General features: G+C 71.3%; 21 protein-coding genes and 1 pseudogene. 9 read left to right on the top strand and 13 right to left on the bottom strand.

Going from position 1 to position 18,371, the window contains the following annotated elements; translation table 11 throughout:
* Positions 1-2 precede the first annotated feature (2 nt).
* From ACH4G3_RS31085 to ACH4G3_RS31065, 5 genes are all read right to left on the bottom strand, one after another.
* Complete coding sequence (locus ACH4G3_RS31085; protein ID WP_397627625.1) at positions 3-572, bottom strand: hypothetical protein; 570 nt, start codon at positions 570-572, stop codon at positions 3-5.
* Positions 573-586: 14 nt separating this feature from the next.
* Positions 587-1,267 (bottom strand): Uma2 family endonuclease, encoded by a 681-nt coding sequence (locus ACH4G3_RS31080; RefSeq protein WP_397627624.1) that lies wholly within the window; start codon positions 1,265-1,267, stop codon positions 587-589.
* Positions 1,268-1,326: 59 nt separating this feature from the next.
* Complete coding sequence (locus tag ACH4G3_RS31075) at positions 1,327-2,181, bottom strand: hypothetical protein (RefSeq protein WP_397627623.1); 855 nt, start codon at positions 2,179-2,181, stop codon at positions 1,327-1,329.
* A 208-nt stretch (positions 2,182-2,389) separates the two neighbouring features.
* Complete coding sequence (locus tag ACH4G3_RS31070) at positions 2,390-2,581, bottom strand: DUF397 domain-containing protein (RefSeq protein ID WP_354738517.1); 192 nt, start codon at positions 2,579-2,581, stop codon at positions 2,390-2,392.
* Positions 2,565-3,389 (bottom strand): helix-turn-helix domain-containing protein, encoded by an 825-nt coding sequence (locus ACH4G3_RS31065; RefSeq protein ID WP_397627779.1) that lies wholly within the window; start codon positions 3,387-3,389, stop codon positions 2,565-2,567. The genes ACH4G3_RS31070 and ACH4G3_RS31065 overlap by 17 nt, the downstream gene beginning before the upstream one ends.
* Here ACH4G3_RS31065 and ACH4G3_RS31060 point away from each other — a divergent pair.
* Positions 3,331-3,546 (top strand): annotated as a pseudogene (locus ACH4G3_RS31060) (hypothetical protein); the annotation flags it as partial. The gene ACH4G3_RS31065 and the pseudogene ACH4G3_RS31060 overlap by 59 nt on opposite strands.
* Before the next feature lie 80 nt (positions 3,547-3,626).
* Here the strand turns inward: ACH4G3_RS31060 and ACH4G3_RS31055 are convergent.
* From ACH4G3_RS31055 to ACH4G3_RS31045, 3 genes are all read right to left on the bottom strand, one after another.
* Complete coding sequence (locus tag ACH4G3_RS31055; RefSeq protein WP_397627622.1) at positions 3,627-4,091, bottom strand: SRPBCC family protein; 465 nt, start codon at positions 4,089-4,091, stop codon at positions 3,627-3,629.
* A 67-nt stretch (positions 4,092-4,158) separates the two neighbouring features.
* Positions 4,159-5,094 carry an N-acetylmuramic acid 6-phosphate etherase gene (gene murQ, locus ACH4G3_RS31050; protein WP_397627621.1) on the bottom strand — a complete coding sequence of 312 codons (936 nt, stop codon included), beginning with the start codon at positions 5,092-5,094 and terminating at the stop codon, positions 4,159-4,161.
* A 47-nt stretch (positions 5,095-5,141) separates the two neighbouring features.
* Positions 5,142-6,044, bottom strand: a complete 903-nt coding sequence (locus ACH4G3_RS31045; RefSeq protein WP_397627620.1) for a MurR/RpiR family transcriptional regulator — start codon at positions 6,042-6,044, stop codon at positions 5,142-5,144.
* 55 nt (positions 6,045-6,099) lie between these two features.
* Between ACH4G3_RS31045 and ACH4G3_RS31040 the strand changes: the two genes are divergently transcribed.
* Positions 6,100-6,483, top strand: coding sequence for a hypothetical protein (locus ACH4G3_RS31040; protein WP_397627619.1), 384 nt, complete (start codon positions 6,100-6,102; stop codon positions 6,481-6,483).
* Complete coding sequence (locus ACH4G3_RS31035; protein WP_397627618.1) at positions 6,480-6,767, top strand: DUF4031 domain-containing protein; 288 nt, start codon at positions 6,480-6,482, stop codon at positions 6,765-6,767. The genes ACH4G3_RS31040 and ACH4G3_RS31035 overlap by 4 nt, the downstream gene beginning before the upstream one ends.
* Here the strand turns inward: ACH4G3_RS31035 and ACH4G3_RS31030 are convergent.
* Together ACH4G3_RS31030 and ACH4G3_RS31025 are read right to left on the bottom strand one after the other, a co-directional pair.
* A complete protein-coding gene (locus ACH4G3_RS31030) occupies positions 6,740-7,792 on the bottom strand; it encodes a GNAT family N-acetyltransferase (RefSeq protein ID WP_397627778.1) in 1,053 nt (350 codons plus the stop codon). The two genes, ACH4G3_RS31035 and ACH4G3_RS31030, sit on opposite strands and share 28 nt — an antisense overlap.
* 34 nt (positions 7,793-7,826) lie before the next feature.
* Positions 7,827-8,489 (bottom strand): HD domain-containing protein, encoded by a 663-nt coding sequence (locus ACH4G3_RS31025; RefSeq protein WP_397627617.1) that lies wholly within the window; start codon positions 8,487-8,489, stop codon positions 7,827-7,829.
* Positions 8,490-8,536: 47 nt separating this feature from the next.
* Here ACH4G3_RS31025 and ACH4G3_RS31020 point away from each other — a divergent pair, with 47 nt between their 5' ends.
* The 4 genes from ACH4G3_RS31020 (at position 8,537) to ACH4G3_RS31005 (ending at position 12,448) form a co-directional block, all read left to right on the top strand.
* On the top strand, positions 8,537-9,214 hold the full coding sequence (locus tag ACH4G3_RS31020; RefSeq protein ID WP_397627616.1) for a maleylpyruvate isomerase family mycothiol-dependent enzyme: 678 nt from the start codon (positions 8,537-8,539) through the stop codon (positions 9,212-9,214).
* Positions 9,215-9,331: 117 nt separating this feature from the next.
* Positions 9,332-10,024 carry a copper homeostasis protein CutC gene (locus ACH4G3_RS31015; protein WP_397627615.1) on the top strand — a complete coding sequence of 231 codons (693 nt, stop codon included), beginning with the start codon at positions 9,332-9,334 and terminating at the stop codon, positions 10,022-10,024.
* An 82-nt stretch (positions 10,025-10,106) separates the two neighbouring features.
* Positions 10,107-11,624, top strand: coding sequence for an AfsR/SARP family transcriptional regulator (locus ACH4G3_RS31010; RefSeq protein ID WP_397627614.1), 1,518 nt, complete (start codon positions 10,107-10,109; stop codon positions 11,622-11,624).
* An 83-nt stretch (positions 11,625-11,707) separates the two neighbouring features.
* Positions 11,708-12,448 (top strand): SDR family NAD(P)-dependent oxidoreductase, encoded by a 741-nt coding sequence (locus ACH4G3_RS31005; RefSeq protein ID WP_397627613.1) that lies wholly within the window; start codon positions 11,708-11,710, stop codon positions 12,446-12,448.
* Between the two features lie 80 nt (positions 12,449-12,528).
* On the opposite strand, the gene ACH4G3_RS31000 is transcribed toward ACH4G3_RS31005, so the two are convergent.
* Positions 12,529-14,583 (bottom strand): HelD family protein, encoded by a 2,055-nt coding sequence (locus ACH4G3_RS31000; RefSeq protein ID WP_397627612.1) that lies wholly within the window; start codon positions 14,581-14,583, stop codon positions 12,529-12,531.
* 296 nt (positions 14,584-14,879) lie between these two features.
* Here ACH4G3_RS31000 and ACH4G3_RS30995 point away from each other — a divergent pair, with 296 nt between their 5' ends.
* Positions 14,880-15,068 carry a hypothetical protein gene (locus tag ACH4G3_RS30995; RefSeq protein WP_397627611.1) on the top strand — a complete coding sequence of 63 codons (189 nt, stop codon included), beginning with the start codon at positions 14,880-14,882 and terminating at the stop codon, positions 15,066-15,068.
* Here the strand turns inward: ACH4G3_RS30995 and ACH4G3_RS30990 are convergent, their stop codons facing one another.
* The gene (locus tag ACH4G3_RS30990; RefSeq protein WP_397627610.1) at positions 15,069-16,712 is read right to left on the bottom strand and encodes a DNA repair helicase XPB; all 1,644 of its coding nucleotides are present in this window, start codon (positions 16,710-16,712) and stop codon (positions 15,069-15,071) included.
* A 199-nt stretch (positions 16,713-16,911) separates the two neighbouring features.
* Between ACH4G3_RS30990 and istB the strand changes: the two genes are divergently transcribed.
* Positions 16,912-18,189, top strand: coding sequence for an IS21-like element helper ATPase IstB (istB, locus tag ACH4G3_RS30985; protein ID WP_397627609.1), 1,278 nt, complete (start codon positions 16,912-16,914; stop codon positions 18,187-18,189).
* Here the strand turns inward: istB and ACH4G3_RS30980 are convergent.
* Positions 18,167-18,355 carry a hypothetical protein gene (locus ACH4G3_RS30980; protein WP_397627608.1) on the bottom strand — a complete coding sequence of 63 codons (189 nt, stop codon included), beginning with the start codon at positions 18,353-18,355 and terminating at the stop codon, positions 18,167-18,169. The two genes, istB and ACH4G3_RS30980, sit on opposite strands and share 23 nt — an antisense overlap.
* Positions 18,356-18,371 lie beyond the last annotated feature (16 nt).

Below are 18,371 nucleotides of genomic sequence, written 5' to 3'. Positions count from 1 at the left end.
GGCTACAGGTTGCCCATCGGCTCGATGTCGACCCGCACGGGCGTCCCCCACACCCGCAGCACCTCGTAGTCGGTGAACTCGTGCACCAGCCGGTACGCCATGGCGGCCCGGGGAGCCTTGCGCTGGGCGGCGATGTACAGCTCGGCCTCCCGGCGGTCGCGGCGCGGGGTGCCGCACAGCTGCCAGGTCTGGCCGTTCCACAGCTCCGGCAGCCAGCGCTGCTGGGGCTGGGGGCGGTCACCGCTGACGCCGTAGCGGGACTGGACCGGCTCGGTGGGCCGGTGCTGCGGGGCGGGGCCGTTGAACTCCGCCCGGCGGGCGGCCCGGCGCCGGGTTTCGCACAGCAGGCACAGGTCGGGGGCGGCCTCGTCGACGGGTCCGTTCGGATGCTCGGGGCAGCGGGTGCTGGGCGCGGCGTTCGAGACGCTCTCCTCCAGCAGGTCCAGGGCGCGCTTCAGATCAGCCCTGACCTCGTGCAGCTTGGCGTCAGGAGTGTCGGAGGTGAGGACTTCCCCGTGCTCACCGAGAAGACGGAGGGCACGGCCTAGGGCGGTGAGCTGGGCGTGGTTCATGGTGTCCATTGTCGTCAGTCGGCGTAGTCCTTGAGCTTCTCGGTGTCCAGGGTGATGTTCACGGGGGCGGGGAGCTCGACGGTGGCGCCCCAGGGGTGTCGGGAGATCTGCTGGTAGCGGCCGTCTTTCGGTTCGCTGTGGACGGTGAGTGTGTTGTTGTCGCGGTCGATGAGGAGGTAGACGGGGATGTCGGCCGCCGCGTATCCGACGGGCTTGTCGATGCGGTCGCGTTGGTCGGTGTCGCGGTCGTGGGAGGTGATCTCCACGGCCATCAGGGCACCGTCGGGGTCGGACCAATCGCCGTCGCCTCGGAAGTGGTCCACTGGCACCAGAGTTCCGTCCGTGCGAGCGCGGCCCTTGCGGTAGGCCTCGGCCTTGACGCCGGACTCGGGAACGAGGTCCAGATCAGGCCGGTGCTGCATGCACTGGCGCAGCAGCCACATGAAGATCGAGCGGTGGTTGCCGTCCGGCACAGCTTTGACCTCTACCTTTCCATTGATGTACTCAAGCCGCACCGTCTCGGGCGCTACCGCGGCAAGCTCCTCGAACTCGTCCACGTCGAGCGGGCCGTGCCGGATGCACAGGCGCCCGCCCAGGAACTCCAGCCTGTTCCGGATCTCCCTCGGAGCCCTGCTCACGAGTTCGTCGAAGTCCTCGACATCCATCTGCGGGCGGTCGGTCGTGTCTCGGGTCATGGCGTCGCCTCCTTCCCTCCATCGTGCCCCGGGCTGGTGGCGCCGGACGGTAGGAGCCGTCATGTGTGTGCCCTCTCTTGTCGTCGTCGGGACATCGCAGCGCGGATCTGGGCTGCGTGGTCGTGAACCGTGGGGGCGGACAGGGGTGCGGGCGGTTGCGCGGGGGCGCGTTCGCCCCGGCAGGCGCTGCAACGTCCCCCTGGCAGGGTTTCGGGACGGCCCGGGGCGCCGCAGTTCGCGCACTCCAGGATCCGGAGCGGCGGACGTGGGGCGGGTGGAGGCGGGAGTTTGCTGGTCAGGCGGTTGCGGACCAGCGCGGCGGGGTGATGGACGGGTGTCGGCAGGCCGGCCGTGAGCGCACGCAGTACGTCCTCCTCCGAGGCGCCCCGCTCGAACCACTCCGTCACCAGTGGGGCGAGCGTCGCGCAGTCGGCCTGGGAGAGGGACAGGACGGATGCCGTGCGGCCGAGGGCGGCCAGGAGGATGTGGGCCCGGGAGCGGGTGGGGCGCGCTGCCTGCGGCTGCGGTACGTCGCCGCGGGTGAAGGCGGTCCACCAGTCGTCATCCCGGGCGGTGCGGGACCACCACGATCGGGTGATCCATCGGGAGCTGCCGTCGTCGGCCGTCATGCACTCCCGGCCTCGGCGCAGGTGGCCCGCCTGCTGGATGCGGTTGAGGGCGGTGCCGAGGGCGCACTGTCCGTACGGCAGGTGCTTGGCCAGCGTCTTCACGGAGATGTCGGCGCCGTCGGGGAGCCGGTCCAGGTAGGCGGCGATGGCGGCTTCGCGCGGTGGGAGGTGGGGGAAGTCGTTGCTTGTGCGGGCGAGTTGATCGGGGGCGGAGCGCTTGCCGTAGCCCGGGTTCGCCATTGGGTGCGCGGACGGGGAGGCAGCACTAAGCTGGGACTCAGCCATGGGATCGAACCTGTTTTTCGATGCCGTTGGTTAAGCCCCCGCAGGTGTTGGCGCACCGGGCGGGGGCTGTTGCGTATGCGGGAACGGTAGAGGTACGTGACTGTCCGTGGCAAGCCGGATGCGTCACGTCAACTCGCCGGGTGGGAGGGTGGGTTGAGGCCCTCCAGCCGTTCCTTGAAAAGAGAGCTCGAAGCCCGGGTCCCGAAGCTCAGGCCGTCTCGTCCTTGAGGTTCGCGACGAACGCGGACCAGGCAGTGGCCCGGAACACGAGCTTCGGGCCGTGGGGGTTCTTGGAGTCGCGGACGGGGATGACATCAGGGAGTGCCTGGGTGACTTCCAGGCAGTTGTCGCCGGTGCCGCCGCTGTAGCTGGACTTGTACCACTCAGGCGTGTTCCTCATGGCCGTAATCCTGCGCCATCGCATCAAGGAGGGCCAGAGACTTCTCAGGCGAGAGGGCTGAAGCCGTGAGGAGTTCGAAGTAGAGCCGGTAGCGCGCGACGGTGGCCGGGTCGTCCTCCAGCCGTCCGGTGTCGACTCCTTCGAGGTAGACCAACGGAGGGGCGTCGGCGAAGTCCATCAACCTGACGCAACCCTGCATCCCTGGGTGGGCTCCCGCGTCGAACGGCAGCACCTGAACGATGACACGGCTCTGGCGGATCAGGCCGATGAGGTGGCGCAGAGCCCCCGCCATTACCTCCGGCCCGCCCGTCACCCGACACAGTGCGGCCTCGTCAATCACCGTCCACAACAACGGCCTTGTTGGATCGGCGAGGATCCGCGCCCGCTCCATCCGGCCTGTCACCAGCTCCTCGATGAACTCCCCTGCCGTCGAGGGCAGGTAAGCACGGCTGACAGCTCGTGCGTATGCCGGCGTCTGGAGCAATCCTGGGATCAGCATCGAGGCGTACTCCCTGATGGCAGTAGCCTGCGTCTCTGCCTCTGCGGCTTCCGCGAAGTGCTCGCGATATCTGGACTTCGCCGCCGCCGCACAGTTCCGCTGAAAGAAGTCCTCCGTCCCCAGCACCTCGTCCAGCAACCGCGCATACTCCCGCTGCAACCTCCGCGTCCCCGCCTCCAACTGCCCGATGAACGACCCGCTCACGAACAGCCGCTGCCCCAGTTCCTCCTGGCTGAGGCCTGCCTTCTCGCTGGCGTGGCGGAGTTCGGCGCCCAGGAGGGCCCGCGGGGAGGGCTCGACCGAAGAGATCGTGAAGTCGCTGCGGGACGCACTCGCGGGAGTCGGTGTCGTGCTGCCGTCCCTGTGCGTCGATCCGGTCACCGCCGCGAGCGACGAGCCGTTCGCCCTCGTCGATCTCGGCCGGTGCAACGTACGGACGGCCGAGCATCTGACCGACGTACTGAGATCGCTGCCCGCGCGGGAGACACTGCGGGCGCGGGTGAGGCAGGTCAACCGGGAGCCGAAGGCGAGGTGAGGTGCGTCGACTCAGCCGTTGCGTTCCTCCGCCGCGGAGGCGATGTCGTCGAGATCCTTCTCGATGGCCTTGCGTACGGCCCGCGCCCCCACGCCGCCGAGAAGCCTGGCGAGGAGCCCCCGGGCACCGCTGCCCGGCTCCGCGCCGAACGTCATCCGCACCGTGGTCGCCGACGGACCGTCTGCCCGCAGCTGCCACTCCGAGACGTAATGGGTGCCCTGCGAGTCGGCCTCCACGACATAGCGTTCGGGCGCCTCGCAGGCGGTGACCCACATCTCCTCGGTGGCCTCCTTGCCGAACATCCGCCGGGTCTCCCGCCACCGCGTGCCGACCCCGAAGCCGCCCTCGGTGATGACCTCGACCCTTGCGACCCCGCTGAGCACGCGCTCCATACCTCCGAGGTCCGTCAGGGCCTCCCACACGGCACTCTGCCCGGCGGCGATCCGCCGCTCCACGACGACGCTTCTGCTGCTCATGCCCCCATGAAAGCACCGGGGACCGACAATCGGTCGGCGGCCCGGTGGCCCGGTGGCAGCACACCCCCTAGCGGCGGCACGCTTCCAGGGCCGCCCGCAGATGCCCGTCGGACTCCTCCAGCAGCCGGGCCGCCGTCGGGCCGTCCACGTCGGCCAGGATGGTCAGGATCGCGTTCTTCACCTCGCCGTCGGTGGCGGCCAGGGCCCGTTCGATCTCCTCGTCGCCCGCGCCGGTGGCGAGGGCGACGATGCGGTGGGAGCGGGCGCGCAGTTTGTCGTTGGACGCGCGGACGTCGACCATCAGGTTCCCGTAGGTCTTGCCGAGGCGGATCATCGTGATCGTCGAGAGCATGTTGAGGACGAGCTTCTGTGCCGTGCCGGCCTTCAGCCGGGTGGAGCCCGTGAGCAGTTCGGGGCCCACGACGATCTCGATGCCGTGCTCGGCGGCGGCCGCGAGCGGGCTCCCCGGGTTGCAGGCGAGGCCGATGGTGAGGGAGCCGCGGGCGCGGGCGTACTCGACGGCGCCGATGGCGTACGGGGTGCGGCCGGAGGCCGAGATGCCGACCACCGTGTCGTCCGGGGTCAGGCCGAGGGGCTCCAGGTCGGCACGGGCCAGTTCCCGGGAGTCCTCCGCGCCCTCGACCGAGGTGACCACGGCCTGCGGGCCGCCCGCGATCAGCCCGACGACCCGGGAGGGGTCGGTGTTGAAGGTGGGCGGGCACTCGGAGGCGTCCAGGACGCCCAGCCGGCCGGCCGTGCCGGCCCCCGCGTAGACCAGGCGGCCGCCCCGGGCCATCCGCTCGGCCAGGGCGTCGATCGCGCCGGCGATCTGAGGCAGCCGGGCCGCGACCGCCCCGGCCACGGTGGCGTCCTCGCCGTTCATCAGCCGCGCGATGTCGAGCGTGGGCAGCCGGTCGATGCCGGCCAGCTCCGGCCGGAACGCCTCGGTGGTCAGGGACTCCAACTCGGCTCTGAGGTCACGGGAATCGGAGGTGGAGGTCATGGGAGGGCTCTTTCCGTGTCTTCCGGTGCGTGCCGGCGGGGGCCGGCTCAGGGGCGGTGCCGGTGGGCCAACGCCTCGTACGACGCCGAGAGCGCCGGCGCCGCCGTCTCGTACGTCCGCTGCGCCACCCCCACGAACAGGCAGTCCACCACAAGAAGCTGACCGGTCCGGGACGACATCGCCGCGGGACGCAGCTCGCTCTCCCGGGCCGTGGACGTGGTGAGGACGTGGTCGGCGTACTGCGTGACCGGGCCGTCCGGGCGGCCGGTGATCGCCACCGTCGTCGCCCCGCGCTCGAAGGCGACCCGCAGCGGCTCGATGACGTCCCCCGTCGACCCGGAGTGCGTGACGGCGATCGCGACGTCGCCCGCGCGCAGTTGCACGGCGTTGGTGACGGCCAGGTGCGGATCGCTGTGGGCGTGCGCGACCAGCCCTATGCGCAGCAGCTTCTGTGTGAGGTCCTGGGCGACCAGGCCGGACGCCCCGACGCCGTACACGTCCGTGCGGCGGGCACCGGTCAGCGCGGTGACGGCCGCGCCCAGCTGGACGGTGTCGAGGCCGGCGGCGGTGTCGGCGAGGGTCTGCTGCTCGTCGTAGGCGAGCTTCGCGACCACGTCGGCGATCGGGTCGTCGACCGCGATGTCCGTGGTGATGGCCGGGGCACGGCCGGACTGCTGCTGCGCGGCGAGGCCGGCGAGGGCCAGCCGCAGGTCCCGGTAACCCGGATAGCCCAACAGCCGGGCGGTGCGTACGACGGTCGCCTCGCTGGTGCCCGTGAGTTCGGCGAGGCCGGTGACCGTGAGGGCCGCGCAGCCCGCCGGGTCGCCCGCGACGGCCTCGGCGACGCGCTGCATGGAACGCGTCATCGACGGGCCCAGCGTACGGACCTTGGCCGCGAGGGCGGCGGGGGCGGGCGGGGTGCCGAAACTTTCCTTCACTCTTGGGGTCACTTCTGAAAGATATTTTCGGCTCGGCGTTGTGGTCAAGAGTGCGCACAATGGGGGCATGGACCCCATCAGCCCCCTGGAGCAGGCACTGCACGCCGCGCGCGCCCTCGTGCTGGCCGACCTCGTCGCGGGACGCGTCGCCGAGGCGGACGTCGTCTCCCTGGTCGAGGAGTCCGTCGTGCAGCGGCGCTGGTGGGTCGAGCAGTGGCCGGAGGGCGCGCAGTACGTCGCCGGTCTGGTCGCGCAGGACGTGCAGGACGCCCTGCTGGAGCGCTACGGCCGCTGGCCGCTGTGCCCGGTGTGCGGCGCCGGCGAGCCGCACGCGCTGGATGTGCAACCGGAGTTGGGGCCCGACCCGCACTGGGTGTGCAGCGAGGCGGGCGTGAAGGTCGCGGCGCTGGGGTCGCTGGGCGAGGCCCTCGGCGGAGCGGCGTCCTCGTGACCGTCTACATCGACCCGCCGACCTGGCCCGGCCACGGGCGCATGTGGTCCCACCTGATCAGCGACGTCTCGTTCGAAGAGCTGCACACCTTCGCCGAACGCCTCGGTGTCCCCCGGCGGGCCTTCGAGCGGGACCACTACGACATCCCCGCCCAGCGGTACGCGGAGGCCGTGGCCGCCGGGGCCGTGGAGGTCAGCAGCCGCGAGGTGGTGCGGCTGCTGCACGGGGCGGGGCTGCGCAGGCCGAAGGGGCGGACTCAGCCGCGGGGTTCGCGCAGCTCGTAGCCGATCTGCTCGGTGTCCTCCGAGACGGCCTCGAACCCGGCGCGGGCGAGGACGCGGTGCGAGGGCGCGTTGTCCCGCTCGACGTGCGCGACGACGGTCCGTACCTCGTCCCGGGACAGCGCCCAGGCGGACAGCGCGCGCAGCGCCTCGGTGGCGTAACCGTGGCCACGGGCCGCTTCGACCAGGTCGTAACCGACCTCCACCCGCCCGGACTCGTCCGGCACGCTGTGGAAGCCCATGGCGCCGAGCGCGCGGCCGTCCTCCCGCCGGACCAGGACGTACATGCCCCACTCCGGCCGGTGGACGCCGTCCTCGTACTGCTTGAACACCAGCCCGGCACCCACCCGGGTGCCCTCGATCGGGCCGCCGTCGAGCCATTCGAAGCCGCCGTCGCCGACCGTGGAGAGGTCGCTCGCCGCCGCCGGGGTGACGCCCTGAAGGGTGAGCCGGTCGGTGGGGATCACGAGGTTGTTGCTCCACCGCCACTCGGTCACCGGCTCGCGGCCGGGCAGGTCGCCCCGGCCGGTGGCCCACAGCAGGGTCCGCCACGGGGTGGGGCCGGGCTGGACGTGCGGGAAGAGCCGGGTGAGGACGAAGTGGCACAGCTCGGGGGCCGGTTCGTACGCCACGCCCAGGCCCTCGGCCATGTCGTGGGTGTGCAGCAGCACCTCGGCCACGCCCATCGCGGCGAACCCCTCACGGTTCGCGCTGCGGAACGGATACGGATGGAAGGCCCGGACCTCGCGCGGGGTGGTGCGGATCGTGGCGGCGAACAGGGTGCCCATCGTGCGGATCACGCGCAGTGCGCCCGCGTTGTCCGTCCCCTCCTCCAGCGAGATCTCGAACGGCGTGTACGCCTCCTGCTCGCGCCCCGCCAGCTGCCCCGCGTACGCGATGAGGTCGTCGGCGAGGTGCACCGCCGTCTCCCGGCAGTTCCACTCCAGCCGCCCGGCGCGCACCGCCTCCCAGTCCCGGTCGGTGACCGCCCCCAGCAGGCCCACGCACTCGTCGACGGCCTGCTCCACCTGTTCCGCGCCCGTTGTCCACATGCCGGGCAGGTTACGAGGGGCCGGCGGGTGGAAGCGACAGCATTTCCAGCTCGGCGGTGAGGTTGTAGCGGGCCGTCGCCTCCCACTGCGACGCTCCGTACGGCGTCCTGAACAGCCTCGGCAGGTCGAGGAGTTGGCGCAGGATCGCCGCGCGGCCGGTGCGGAAGGCCTCGTTCGGGACGAAGTGGTACTCCTCGCGGACGGCGGCGGTGTAGGCGGCGTACGCGGACGGGGGCGAGGCGAGGATCGCCAGGTCGGCGTCGCACAGGACCTGGCCGTCGGGGTCGTCGTCGGCGGGGTCGTGGCCGACGGTGAGGCGGACCAGGCGGGCCACCTCGGCGGTCTTGGCGGCGGGCATCCCGGCCTCGGGGAGGGCGCGCTCGGCGAGGCGGGCGGAGCGTTCCTCGTTCTCGGAGCGTTCGGGGAGGTAGACGGCGTCGTGGAACCAGGCGGCCAGCCGGACCACGTCCGGGTCGTGCGCGTACTTCTCCAGCACGTCGATGTGGTCCAGGACCGCCGTGAGGTGCGCCACCGTGTGGTAGCGGCGCTGCGGCTCCTGCCAGCGGCCGAGCAGGTCCTCGGCGTACGGGGCCGGGTCCGGGCCGGCGGCAGGGCCCCGGGCCGCTTCCAGGGTGCGGGCGAAGCGGGCGCGGAGGGCGTCGAGATCGGCCATGGGGGCATTCTCCCGCGGAGCGGGGTCGGACACCTAGCGTGGGTCCCATGACTACTCCTGCTGATGTGCACGACGTACGGGACCCCGAGCAACCCGGGAGGCTGCTCGCGATCGAGCGTGACGCGCTGGTCCCGCTGTTGCGGGCCAGGGCCGAGGAGGACTTCGCGCTGCCGGTGGCGGCGTGCCCGGGCTGGTCGGTGCGGTCGGTGCTGGCGCACTGCTCGGCCGCGCTCACCCGGGTGGTGGAGAACCGGTTCGAGGAGGGCGTGTTCTCGCCCGAGTCCAACGACCGGGACATCGCCGAGCGGGACGGCTGGAGCAACGCGCGTGTGGTCGACGAGCTGGAGCGCGGGATGACCGAGGCCGGGCCGGTGATCGCCGGGGCGGGCGGGAAGCTGGACGGTCTCGCGCTGGGGGAGTGGGTGCACGCCGGGGACGTGCGCGAGGCCTTCGGCGAGCCCGGGGCGTACGGCGGGGCCGGGCTGCCGGACGCGCTGGCGCTGCTGGCCCGGATCACCCGCGAGCGCGGGCATGTGCCGCTGCACGCCGACCTCGACGACCTGGACGAACCGCTGCGGCTCGGGGAGAGCGGCGGGGAACGGCCCCCGGGGCGCTTCATCGGGGACGGGCCGACCCTGGTGCGGCTGTACACGGGGCGGCCGGTCGACGGGGCCGAGTTCGAACTGGTCGGAGTGGAGGCGAAGGACCTGAACATCTTCGGATGAGCCGGGTCGGCGGGGCGTGGGAGGCGGCGGCAGCGGGCAGCGTAGTCTTGATTGGACTAGACCTGTCTGGCCTAGACCTGTGGTCGTACGCCGACGCCATGCCGACGAAGGGGCCCCATGAGCAAGCGTGCAGTCCTGGAGGTGATCGCCCTCGGCGTCGAGGACGCGGTCGCCGCCCAGGCCGGAGGCGCGGACCGGCTGGAGCTGGTCACCGACATGGCGGCCGACGGGCTCACCCCGTCGCCCGCCACCGTCACCGGGATCCGCCGGGCCGTCGACATCTCCCTGCGGGTGATGCTGCGGCTCGCCGACGGGTTCGCGGCCGGGGACGTCGACCGGTTGGTGCGGGTGGCGGGCGAGCTGCGGGAGGCCGGTGCCGAGGAGTTCGTGCTGGGGTTCCTGGACGTGGAGGGTGGGGTCGATCTGGCGGCTGTGGAGCGGGTTGTGGGGGCGTTGGACGGTTGCCCCTGGACCTTCCACCGGGCCATCGACCGGGCCGCCGACCGGGACGCCCTGCGCAAGCAGCTGGACGGGATGCCGGGGTTGGACACGTACCTGACGGCCGGGTCGGCGGGCGGGGTCGACGACGGGCTTTCCGTACTGCTCGCGGAGGCGGCCCGGCAGGGGGAGCCGGGGTACGAGCAGCATCTCCTGGTGGGGGGCGGGCTGCGGCTCGACCACGTGCCGACGCTGCTGACGGCCGGGGTCGACGGCTTCCACATCGGCGGGGCGGCCCGGCCGGAGGGCTGGGAGGCACCGGTGTCGGCGGATGCCGTCGCGAGGTGGCGGGCCGCCCTGGACTCCGTCTGAACGCCCCCGGGCGACGGTGACCCTGGGAAGCAGGGGATGTGCCCGTGCGTTGTGCCGTTGCATGAGCCTGCGCTTCTCACTGATGGGTCCCGTACGAGCCTGGCGCGACGAAGAGGAGATCGAACTGGGGCCGCGCCAGCAGCGGGCGGTGCTGGCGGCGTTGCTGCTGAACAACGGCATCCGGCTGAGCAACGATCAGTTGATCGGCATGGTCTGGGACGACCCGACGCCGAGCGCGGTGATGGCGTTGCGGACGTACGTGTACAAGATCCGCAAGTTGCTTCCGGAGCTGAACCTGAAGTCCAGGGACGGCGGGTACACGGTCCGCGCCGAGATCGTCGACGACTGCCGCGGTGAGCCCTTGGAAGGCCTCCGGAGCGCCTACTTCGACGCGCAACGGGTGCGGCTCGGCGACTACCGGCTCAAGGCGCGGGAGGACTTCCTCGAACGCGAGCTCGACGTGCTGGAACTGCAGAAGCACGTCGCCGCCTTCCCGCTCAGGGAACGACCGCGCGCCCTCCTGATGCGCGCGCTCTACCTGGAGGGCAGGCAGGGGGAAGCACTTGACCACTTCCACCAGGCGCGCGCACTCCTCAACGAGGAGCTCGGCCTCGACCCGGGGCCGGAGCTGCGCAAGGTCCACGCGCAGATCCTCAACGGCGACCTCGACCCGCCGCGCAGGCCGGAGCAGCTGCTGCCGGATCTGATCGACTTCACCGGCCGCGCCGAGGAGATCGCGCAGGCTCTCCGGACGTTGCCGGGCACCGTGGGCATCACAGGTATGCGGGGCAGCGGCAAGACCATGCTGGCCACCCGGATCGGCCACCTCGTCAGGGGCCGCTTCCCGGACGGGCAGATCTTCGTCAGGGGCGGGGACGTCGCCGACCAGCTGTTGCGCTCGGTCGGCGTGGAGAACCCCGTCGGCGACAAAGCCGCACTGTGGCGGGAGAAGGCGCGCGGCAAGCGGTTCCTGGTAGTGGTCGACGACGTGCAGGACGCGGCGGCCGTACGCGATCTCGCCACGCCCGGGTCGGCGATGATTCTCACGAGCGTCCGCCGGTTGCACGAGCTGCCGGGGGTGACCTGGCTGAAGATCGCCGGGCTGACCGAGCGGGAGGCACGGGAGTTCCTCCGTAAAACCTTCGGCCCGGCGCGCGCGGACGCGGAACCCGAGCAGGCCAAGGTGCTGTTGGAACGCCTTTCGCGACTGCCGAGCCCGATCAGGGTGGTCGGCGGCAGGCTCAGCTCGCGTCCTCACTGGACGATCGGGATGGTTCTGCTGCAGATGGAGCGGGAGAGCAAGCTCGCCGGCGCGATCCCGTCCGACTGCGCCGCGATGCTGGCCCCGCTGATCGCGGCCGACAAGCAGCTCAGCGATCCGGAACGGCACATGCTCATGTGCTTCGCGCGCCAGGACGCCGAGGTGATCGACATCCACAAGGCGGCGGACATGTCCGGGGGCGACCCCGGTGAGATCGAGCTGGTGCTGGAGTCACTCGCGGGCGTGCACCTGATCGAGCCGCTCGTACTCGGCCGCTACCAGCTGCCGCAGTTCGTGCGCCTTTACTTCGGGCGGCGCACAGCGGCCCTGACCGCCTGATTTCATTTCGAAGCCCTCGACCTGACCAGGCCGTATATCCGGAAATTATGCTCTGACGATCTGACACGGCCAGGTTTGCAGACATGTCAACCAACGAACTTCAGGGCAAGAAGGCACTCGTCACCGGCGCCACGTCGGGTATCGGACGCGCGATCGCGGTCAAGCTCGCGGAGGCGGGTGCCACCGTCTACGTGACGGGGCGCAGGGCCGAGCTCGGCAAGGAGACCGTCGAGCTGATCGAGCAGGCGGGCGGGACGGGCCACTTCGTCGTCGCGGACGTCGCGAAGATCGACGACGTCCGCAAGCTCGCCGAGGAGGTCGGCGAGGTGGACGTGCTGGTGAACAACGCGGGCATCTTCCCGTTCTCGCCGACCCCCGAGCAGTCGCTCGACAGCTACGAGCAGGTGTTCGACATCAACGTTCGTGCGTCCTACTTCCTGACAGCCGCGCTCGTGCCGGCCATGGTGGCCAAGAAGAAGGGGGCGATCGTCAACGTGTCGTCGGTCGCCGCGCAGATCGGCACCCCGGTCGGCTCCGTCTACAACGCCTCCAAGGCCGCGATGGACGCGCTGACCCGGTCGTGGGCCGTCGAGTTCGGCGCGGCGGGTGTTCGCGTCAACTCCGTGGCGCCCGGCCCGATCCGGACCGACACGGCCGTCGACACCGTGGGAGAGATGTTCGAGGCGTTCAGCCGGAACACACCGCTCACCCGCGCCGGCGAGCCTGAGGAGATCGCCGAGGCCGTGTTGTTCCTGGCTTCCGACAAGGCCAGCTACATCACCGGCGCGGTGCTCACCGCCGACGGCGGCTTGGTCGCGACCTGAGCGCAGGAGCGGCTGCTTGGCGCTGAAGGGCCTCCCGCGGGCATCACCGCCAGTGATGCCCGCCGTGCGAGCCCGACGCTTCAGCGAGGGGGAGCCGACGCCAGCTGCGGCGGCAGCCCGGCCGCGTGCGTGACGACAAGGCCGGACACCGCTCGCGTCAGCGCCACGTACAGGCGTCGCAGGCCCGTGCGTTCGTCCGGCTCGCCGTCGACCACCGCCCGGGGCTCGTCCAGGACGACGTAGTCGTACTCCAGACCCTTGGCGAGTGATGCCGGGACCAGGGTCAGACGGGTCTCGCGGGTGGTCTCCTCGCCCGGCCCGAGATACGGGATGCCGGCCTCCGTCAGGGCGGCCGCCAGTTCCGGGATCCGGGCGTCCGCCGCGATCAGGCCCGTCGAGCCCTCGTGGCGCAGCGACGCGCGGCAGGCGTCGACCACGTCGGCGGTGCCCGTGACCTCCCGGACCTCGAAGTGGCCCGGATTCTCACGGATCGACACGACCGGGGTGAGCCCCGGGGCGATGTGCGGGAGCAGCCGGGAAGCGTAGGTGATGACGTCCGTCGGCACGCGGAAACCGGCCGTCAGCTCCTCCACCATCGCGTCCGCCTTGCCCAGGTGGGCCAGTGCCTCCTGCCAGCTCCGGGTCGCCCACGGCGTGGTGCCCTGCGCCAGGTCGCCGAGGACGGTCGCACTGCCGGTCGTGCAGCGGCGGCCGACGGCCCGGTACTGCATGGGGGAGAGGTCCTGCGCCTCGTCGAGGACGACATGGCCGAGGGAGTGGGTGCGCTGGATCAGGTCGGTGGCCTCGTCGATGAGGACGGCGTCCGCGGCCGACCACTTGGCGGACTTGACGCTGCGTGCCGGTCTCGCCCACAGCACCGCCTTCTGCTCCTCCTCGTCGAGGATCCCCTCCGCGTGCCCGGCGAGGAAGTCCGCGTCGGACAGCAGGCGCAGCACCAGCTTCGCCGGGTCGACGGCCGGCCAGACCTGCTTGACGGCCGCCTTGACCGCGCTGTTGCGCGCCACCGCGTCCTGCACCCGGTCGTCCGGCGCCTCTCCCGACCGCTCCATCTGCACCAGCACGGCGTGCGCGATGCGCTGCGGCAGGGCGTCGCGGGCGGCGCCGTAGCGGATGTCGCGGTCGAGCAACTCGCGGACGATCTCCTCCAGTTCGTACGCCGCCACCCGCCAGCGGCGGGAGCCGCGCACGACCACGACCGGCTCGGTGGGCATCGTGACGTGCGAGTAGAGGGCCCTGCGCAGCACCTGCGCCATGCGGGCGTCGCCCTTGACGACCGCGGCCGTGGCGTCGTCCGTCCCCTTGATCTCCACGTGCGCCACCAGGTCCTCGACCGTGGCCTGCTGGACCGTCAACTCGCCGAGAGCGGGCAGCACCTGCTCGATGTAGTGCAGGAAGGACCGGTTCGGTCCGATCACGAGCGTCCCGGTGCGGGCGAGGCGCTCGCGGTGGGCGTAGAGGAGGTAGGCGACCCGGTGCAGGCCGACGGCGGTCTTCCCGGTGCCCGGGCCGCCCTGCACGCACACCGTGCCGGAGAGCCCCGACCGGACGATCTCGTCCTGCTCGGGCTGGATCGTCGCGACGATGTCCCGCATGGGGCCGACGCGGGGCCGCTCGATCTCCTGCTGGAGCAGCTTGCTGGTGCGCGCCGCCTCGCCGGGGTCCGACAGGTGCTCGTCCTCGTACGCCGTGAGGTCGCCGCCCGTGTAGCCGAAGCGGCGGCGCAGCGCGATGTCCATCGGGTCCTTCTTGGAGGCCCGGTAGAACGGCTGGGAGACGGGTGCGCGCCAGTCGATCACCATCGGGTCGCCGTCGTGGTCGTGCACATGCCGCCGCCCGATGTAGAAGCGCTCCCCTCCCGCGCCTTCGGCCTGCTCGGCGCCCGGTGCGCGCAGGTAGTCGAGCCGCCCGAAGAACAACGGGGTGTCGCTGAGGTCGGCCAGGGCCTTGATGCGCTCCTCGATCTGGTGGGCGAGCACCTCGGCGTTGACCCAGTTCGCGGTGACGTCGCTGATGTCGAGGGCCTCGACGTCCTGGCGCATGGCCCGCAGGGCGGAACGGGAGGCGGCGAGGTGGGAGCGCTCACGGGAGAGCGGGTCGTCGACGGGCGTGGACAAGGGGGTGCCTCCGGAGGACCTGCTGAAGAGATGGCGGTGAGATGCCGGCCGGTTTCCGTCCGGTCGGCGGCGCTCCGTGAGGGAGGCGGGCAAGAGCGGAGATCCTAGAGGAGCGGGGGAGGCGACCGCCAACGGTTTTTCTCGCCCCTGCTTCTCGCCCCCCGTCCCTCGTCCCCTAGGGGACGAGGCCCTCCTCCCTGAGGGGCAGGAGTCGGTCCGCAGGCGTACGAGCGGGGCAGCCGGGTTCGGCCCCGAGACCGACGCGGGGCTTACGGGCCGAAACGCACCATGGAGACATGAGCGCAGCAACCATCTCCCCCGCACCGGCACCCGGCCGCCCGCCCGGCGCCACCGCCGTGACGGGCAGCCACCGTCACCGCCTCGGCGATGCCTTGCGCGCCGTGAAGGTCTTCGCGGGCGCCGCCTTCGACGTGATCATCCTCGGTCAGTACGGAGAGGAAGTGGGCGTGGTCCGCCGCAAGTGATCAGCTCTCGGTCAGGAGTTCGTCCGCGTCCATGATCCGGTACGCGTACCCCTGCTCCGCCAGGAAGCGCTGGCGGTGCGCGGCGAAGTCCTGGTCGAGGGTGTCCCGGGCGACCACCGAGTAGAAGTGGGCCTTGTGACCGTCGGACTTCGGGCGGAGCACCCGGCCCAGCCGCTGGGCCTCCTCCTGGCGCGACCCGAACGTGCCGGACACCTGGATCGCGACCGTCGCCTCCGGCAGATCGATCGAGAAGTTCGCGACCTTGGACACGACGAGCACGCTGATCTCGCCCTCCCGGAACGCGTCGAACAGCTTCTCCCGCTGCGCGTTCGACGTCTCGCCCTTGATCACGGGCGCCCCGAGGTGCTCACCCAGCTCGTCGAGCTGGTCGATGTACTGGCCGATGACGAGGATCTGCTGCCCGGCGAAGCGGCGGACGATCGCCTCCGTGACCTTCCGCTTGGTGTCGGTCGTCGCACAGAAGCGGTACTTCTCCTCCGCCTCGGCCGTGGCGTACGCGAGCCGCTCCGCGTCCGTCAGATTGACCCGGACCTCCACACAGTCGGCCGGCGCGATGTAGCCCTGCGCCTCGATCTCCTTCCAGGGCGCGTCGAACCGCTTGGGCCCGATCAGGGAGAACACGTCCGACTCGCGCCCGTCCTCACGCACCAGCGTGGCCGTGAGACCCAGCCGCCGCCGCGCCTGGAGATCCGCCGTGAACTTGAACACCGGGGCCGGCAGCAGGTGCACCTCGTCGTAGACGATCAGGCCCCAGTCCCGGGAGTCGAACAGCTCCAGGTGCGGATAGACGCCCTTCCGCTTGGTCGTCAGCACCTGGTACGTGGCGATCGTGACGGGCCGGATCTCCTTCCTCGTGCCGCTGTACTCGCCGATCTCGTCCTCGGTGAGCGACGTCCGGCGCACCAGCTCGTGCTTCCACTGCCGGGCGGAGACCGTGTTCGTGACGAGGATCAGGGTCGTGGACTTCGCCTGCGCCATCGACCCGGCGCCGACCAGCGTCTTGCCCGCGCCACAGGGCAGGACGACCACGCCCGACCCGCCGTGCCAGAAGTTCTCCACGGCCTGCTTCTGGTACGGCCTGAGCGCCCAGCCGTCCTCGGCCAGCTCGATCGGGTGCGCCTCACCGTCGACGTACCCGGCGAGGTCCTCGGCAGGCCAGCCCAGCTTCAGCAGGGTCTGCTTGATCTGACCCCGCTCGGAGGGGTGCACGGCGACCGTGTCCGGGTCGATGCGGGCGCCGACCAGCGGCGCGATCCGCTTCGACTTCAGGACCTCCTCCAGCACCGGACGGTCGGTGGTGGTCAGGACCAGCCCGTGCGCCGGGTGCTTGGACAGGGTGAGCCGCCCGTAGCGGTCCATCGTCTCGGCGATGTCGACCAGCAGCGCGTGCGGCACGGGGTAGCGGCTGTACTGCACCAGCGCGTCCACGACCTGCTCGGCGTCGTGACCCGCAGCCCGGGCGTTCCACAGGCCCAGCGGCGTCACCCGGTAGGTGTGGATGTGCTCCGGCGCCCGCTCCAGCTCCGCGAACGGGGCGATGGCCCGACGGCAGTCGCCGGCCTGCTCGTGGTCGACTTCCAGGAGCAGGGTCTTGTCGGACTGGACGATCAGCGGACCATTCACGCGTGGCACCCTTTCCCACGGCCGGACGGCTCGGACGGCTCGAACGACTCGGCCAAACGTCCAGTGTGCCTGATCGTCACGGTCCCGAGGGTGTGATCTGCGCGGGACCGGGGCGGCTCCGGTCCTACTGAATGCCTTTTCATCCCAACGTGTGGTGTGAATTCAGGTTTTCCACGGCAGCCCCGAAGAATGGCCAACCGTGCGAAACCCAACGACCACCACCCTCGGATACGCCCTGTTCGCCACCCGCTGGCTCCAGGCCCCGCTGTACTTCGGGCTGGTGGCCGCCCAGGGGGTCTACGTCTACAAGTTCTTCAAGGAGCTGTGGACCTTAATCCGGATGTGCGTGAGCGGGCACGCCACCGAGACGTACGTGATGCTCGCGGTGCTCAAACTGGTCGACGTCGTCATGATCGCCAACCTGCTGATCATGGTGATCGTCGGCGGCTACGAGACCTTCGTCTCGCGCATCGGCCTCCAGGGCCACCGTGACCAGCCCGAATGGCTCTCGCACGTCAACTCCAACGTACTGAAGGTCAAGCTCGCCACGGCGATCGTGGGCATCTCCTCCGTCCATCTGCTCCAGATGTTCGTGGACGTCCATCACACCTCCCGCCACGCCCTGCTGTGGGGGACGGTGATCCACATGGCGTTCATCGTCTCGGCGGCGATCCTCGCGTACATGTCGGGGCCGATGGCCGCGCAGGCGGACCGCGGTCATGCGGACCGCGGTCATGCGGACCGCGGTCACGCCGACCGTTCGTCGGCCGTCCGGTCCCCGGACGAGGGCCAGCACACCGGCAGCGTCCCCGTCCACGCCGAACAGCCCGAGGCTCCGAAGCCCCAGGACCCGGCCGCCACCCCCGCCCTGCCTCGCCAGCACTCCCCCGACGCGGACGCCGAGGCCCGGATCCGCGCGGCCGGCTTCCCGGCCCGCAAGCTGCTGGAGGACTTCGACCAGCAGCACCCCCGGGGCTTCGACCGGGAGGCCCTGGCCCGGCTCGGCAAGGCCGAGTTCGTCGCCGCCCGGCGCAACGTGGTCCTCGTGGGCCCGCCCGGCACCGGCAAGACCCACCTCGCCATCGGCCTCGGCGTGCGTGCCTGCCGGGCCGGGCACCGGGTGCTGTTCGCGACCGCCGCCGAGTGGGCCGCCCGGCTCTCCGAGGCCCGGGCCGCCGGCCGGCTCGACGCGGAACTGGCCGCCCTCGACGACTACCCCCTGCTGATCGTCGACGAGGTCGGCTACACGCCCATCGACGCGGCGACCGCCGGACTGTTCTTCCGGCTGGTCGCCCACCGCTACGAGCGTGCCTCGCTGATCGTGACCAGCGACCGCCCGCTCGGCCGCTGGGACGAGGTCTTCGGCGGCGCCTCCGCCGCGGCGATGGTGGACCGCCTCGCCCATCACGCCGAGCTCGTCCGGCTGGACGGGGACAGCTACCGGACGCGCCGCGCTACTTCAGCGTGGGCAGACTGACGTTGTTGATCAGCGGCCCCTCGATGCCGACCCCCTCGCTGATCAGGGGATCGCCCGCGGCGGCCGGCAGGGGCAGCGGCGGCGCGTGGGCCGCGGCGGCGGAGGGCGCGAGCACGCCCACGAGGACCACGGCGCACAGAGCGACGGCGGGGAGCTTTTCACGCATGGGAACGACAGGGCCT

Origin of the sequence: Streptomyces afghaniensis, from assembly GCF_044327915.1 — a bacterium.
In the GTDB taxonomy this organism is placed as follows: domain Bacteria; phylum Actinomycetota; class Actinomycetes; order Streptomycetales; family Streptomycetaceae; genus Streptomyces; species Streptomyces afghaniensis.
This window is presented reverse-complemented; position numbering and strand designations above follow the sequence as displayed.

Excerpts from the sequence above, each read along its gene's own strand:
- ACH4G3_RS31080 (WP_397627624.1), bottom strand. The coding sequence starts at position 1,267 with ATGACCCGAGACACGACCGACCGCCCGCAGATGGATGTCGAGGACTTC.
- ACH4G3_RS31020 (WP_397627616.1), top strand. The coding sequence starts at position 8,537 with ATGACTACTCCTGCTGATGTGCACGACGTACGGGACCCCGAGCAACCC.
- ACH4G3_RS31040 (WP_397627619.1), top strand. The coding sequence starts at position 6,100 with ATGGACCCCATCAGCCCCCTGGAGCAGGCACTGCACGCCGCGCGCGCC.
- ACH4G3_RS31085 (WP_397627625.1), bottom strand. The coding sequence starts at position 572 with ATGAACCACGCCCAGCTCACCGCCCTAGGCCGTGCCCTCCGTCTTCTC.
- ACH4G3_RS31015 (WP_397627615.1), top strand. The coding sequence starts at position 9,332 with ATGAGCAAGCGTGCAGTCCTGGAGGTGATCGCCCTCGGCGTCGAGGAC.
- ACH4G3_RS30980 (WP_397627608.1), bottom strand. The coding sequence starts at position 18,355 with ATGCGTGAAAAGCTCCCCGCCGTCGCTCTGTGCGCCGTGGTCCTCGTG.
- ACH4G3_RS31010 (WP_397627614.1), top strand. The coding sequence starts at position 10,107 with ATGGGTCCCGTACGAGCCTGGCGCGACGAAGAGGAGATCGAACTGGGG.
- ACH4G3_RS31005 (WP_397627613.1), top strand. The coding sequence starts at position 11,708 with ATGTCAACCAACGAACTTCAGGGCAAGAAGGCACTCGTCACCGGCGCC.
- murQ (WP_397627621.1), bottom strand. The coding sequence starts at position 5,094 with ATGACCTCCACCTCCGATTCCCGTGACCTCAGAGCCGAGTTGGAGTCC.
- ACH4G3_RS31075 (WP_397627623.1), bottom strand. The coding sequence starts at position 2,181 with ATGGCTGAGTCCCAGCTTAGTGCTGCCTCCCCGTCCGCGCACCCAATG.
- ACH4G3_RS31055 (WP_397627622.1), bottom strand. The coding sequence starts at position 4,091 with ATGAGCAGCAGAAGCGTCGTCGTGGAGCGGCGGATCGCCGCCGGGCAG.
- ACH4G3_RS31070 (WP_354738517.1), bottom strand. The coding sequence starts at position 2,581 with ATGAGGAACACGCCTGAGTGGTACAAGTCCAGCTACAGCGGCGGCACC.
- ACH4G3_RS30995 (WP_397627611.1), top strand. The coding sequence starts at position 14,880 with ATGAGCGCAGCAACCATCTCCCCCGCACCGGCACCCGGCCGCCCGCCC.
- ACH4G3_RS31025 (WP_397627617.1), bottom strand. The coding sequence starts at position 8,489 with ATGGCCGATCTCGACGCCCTCCGCGCCCGCTTCGCCCGCACCCTGGAA.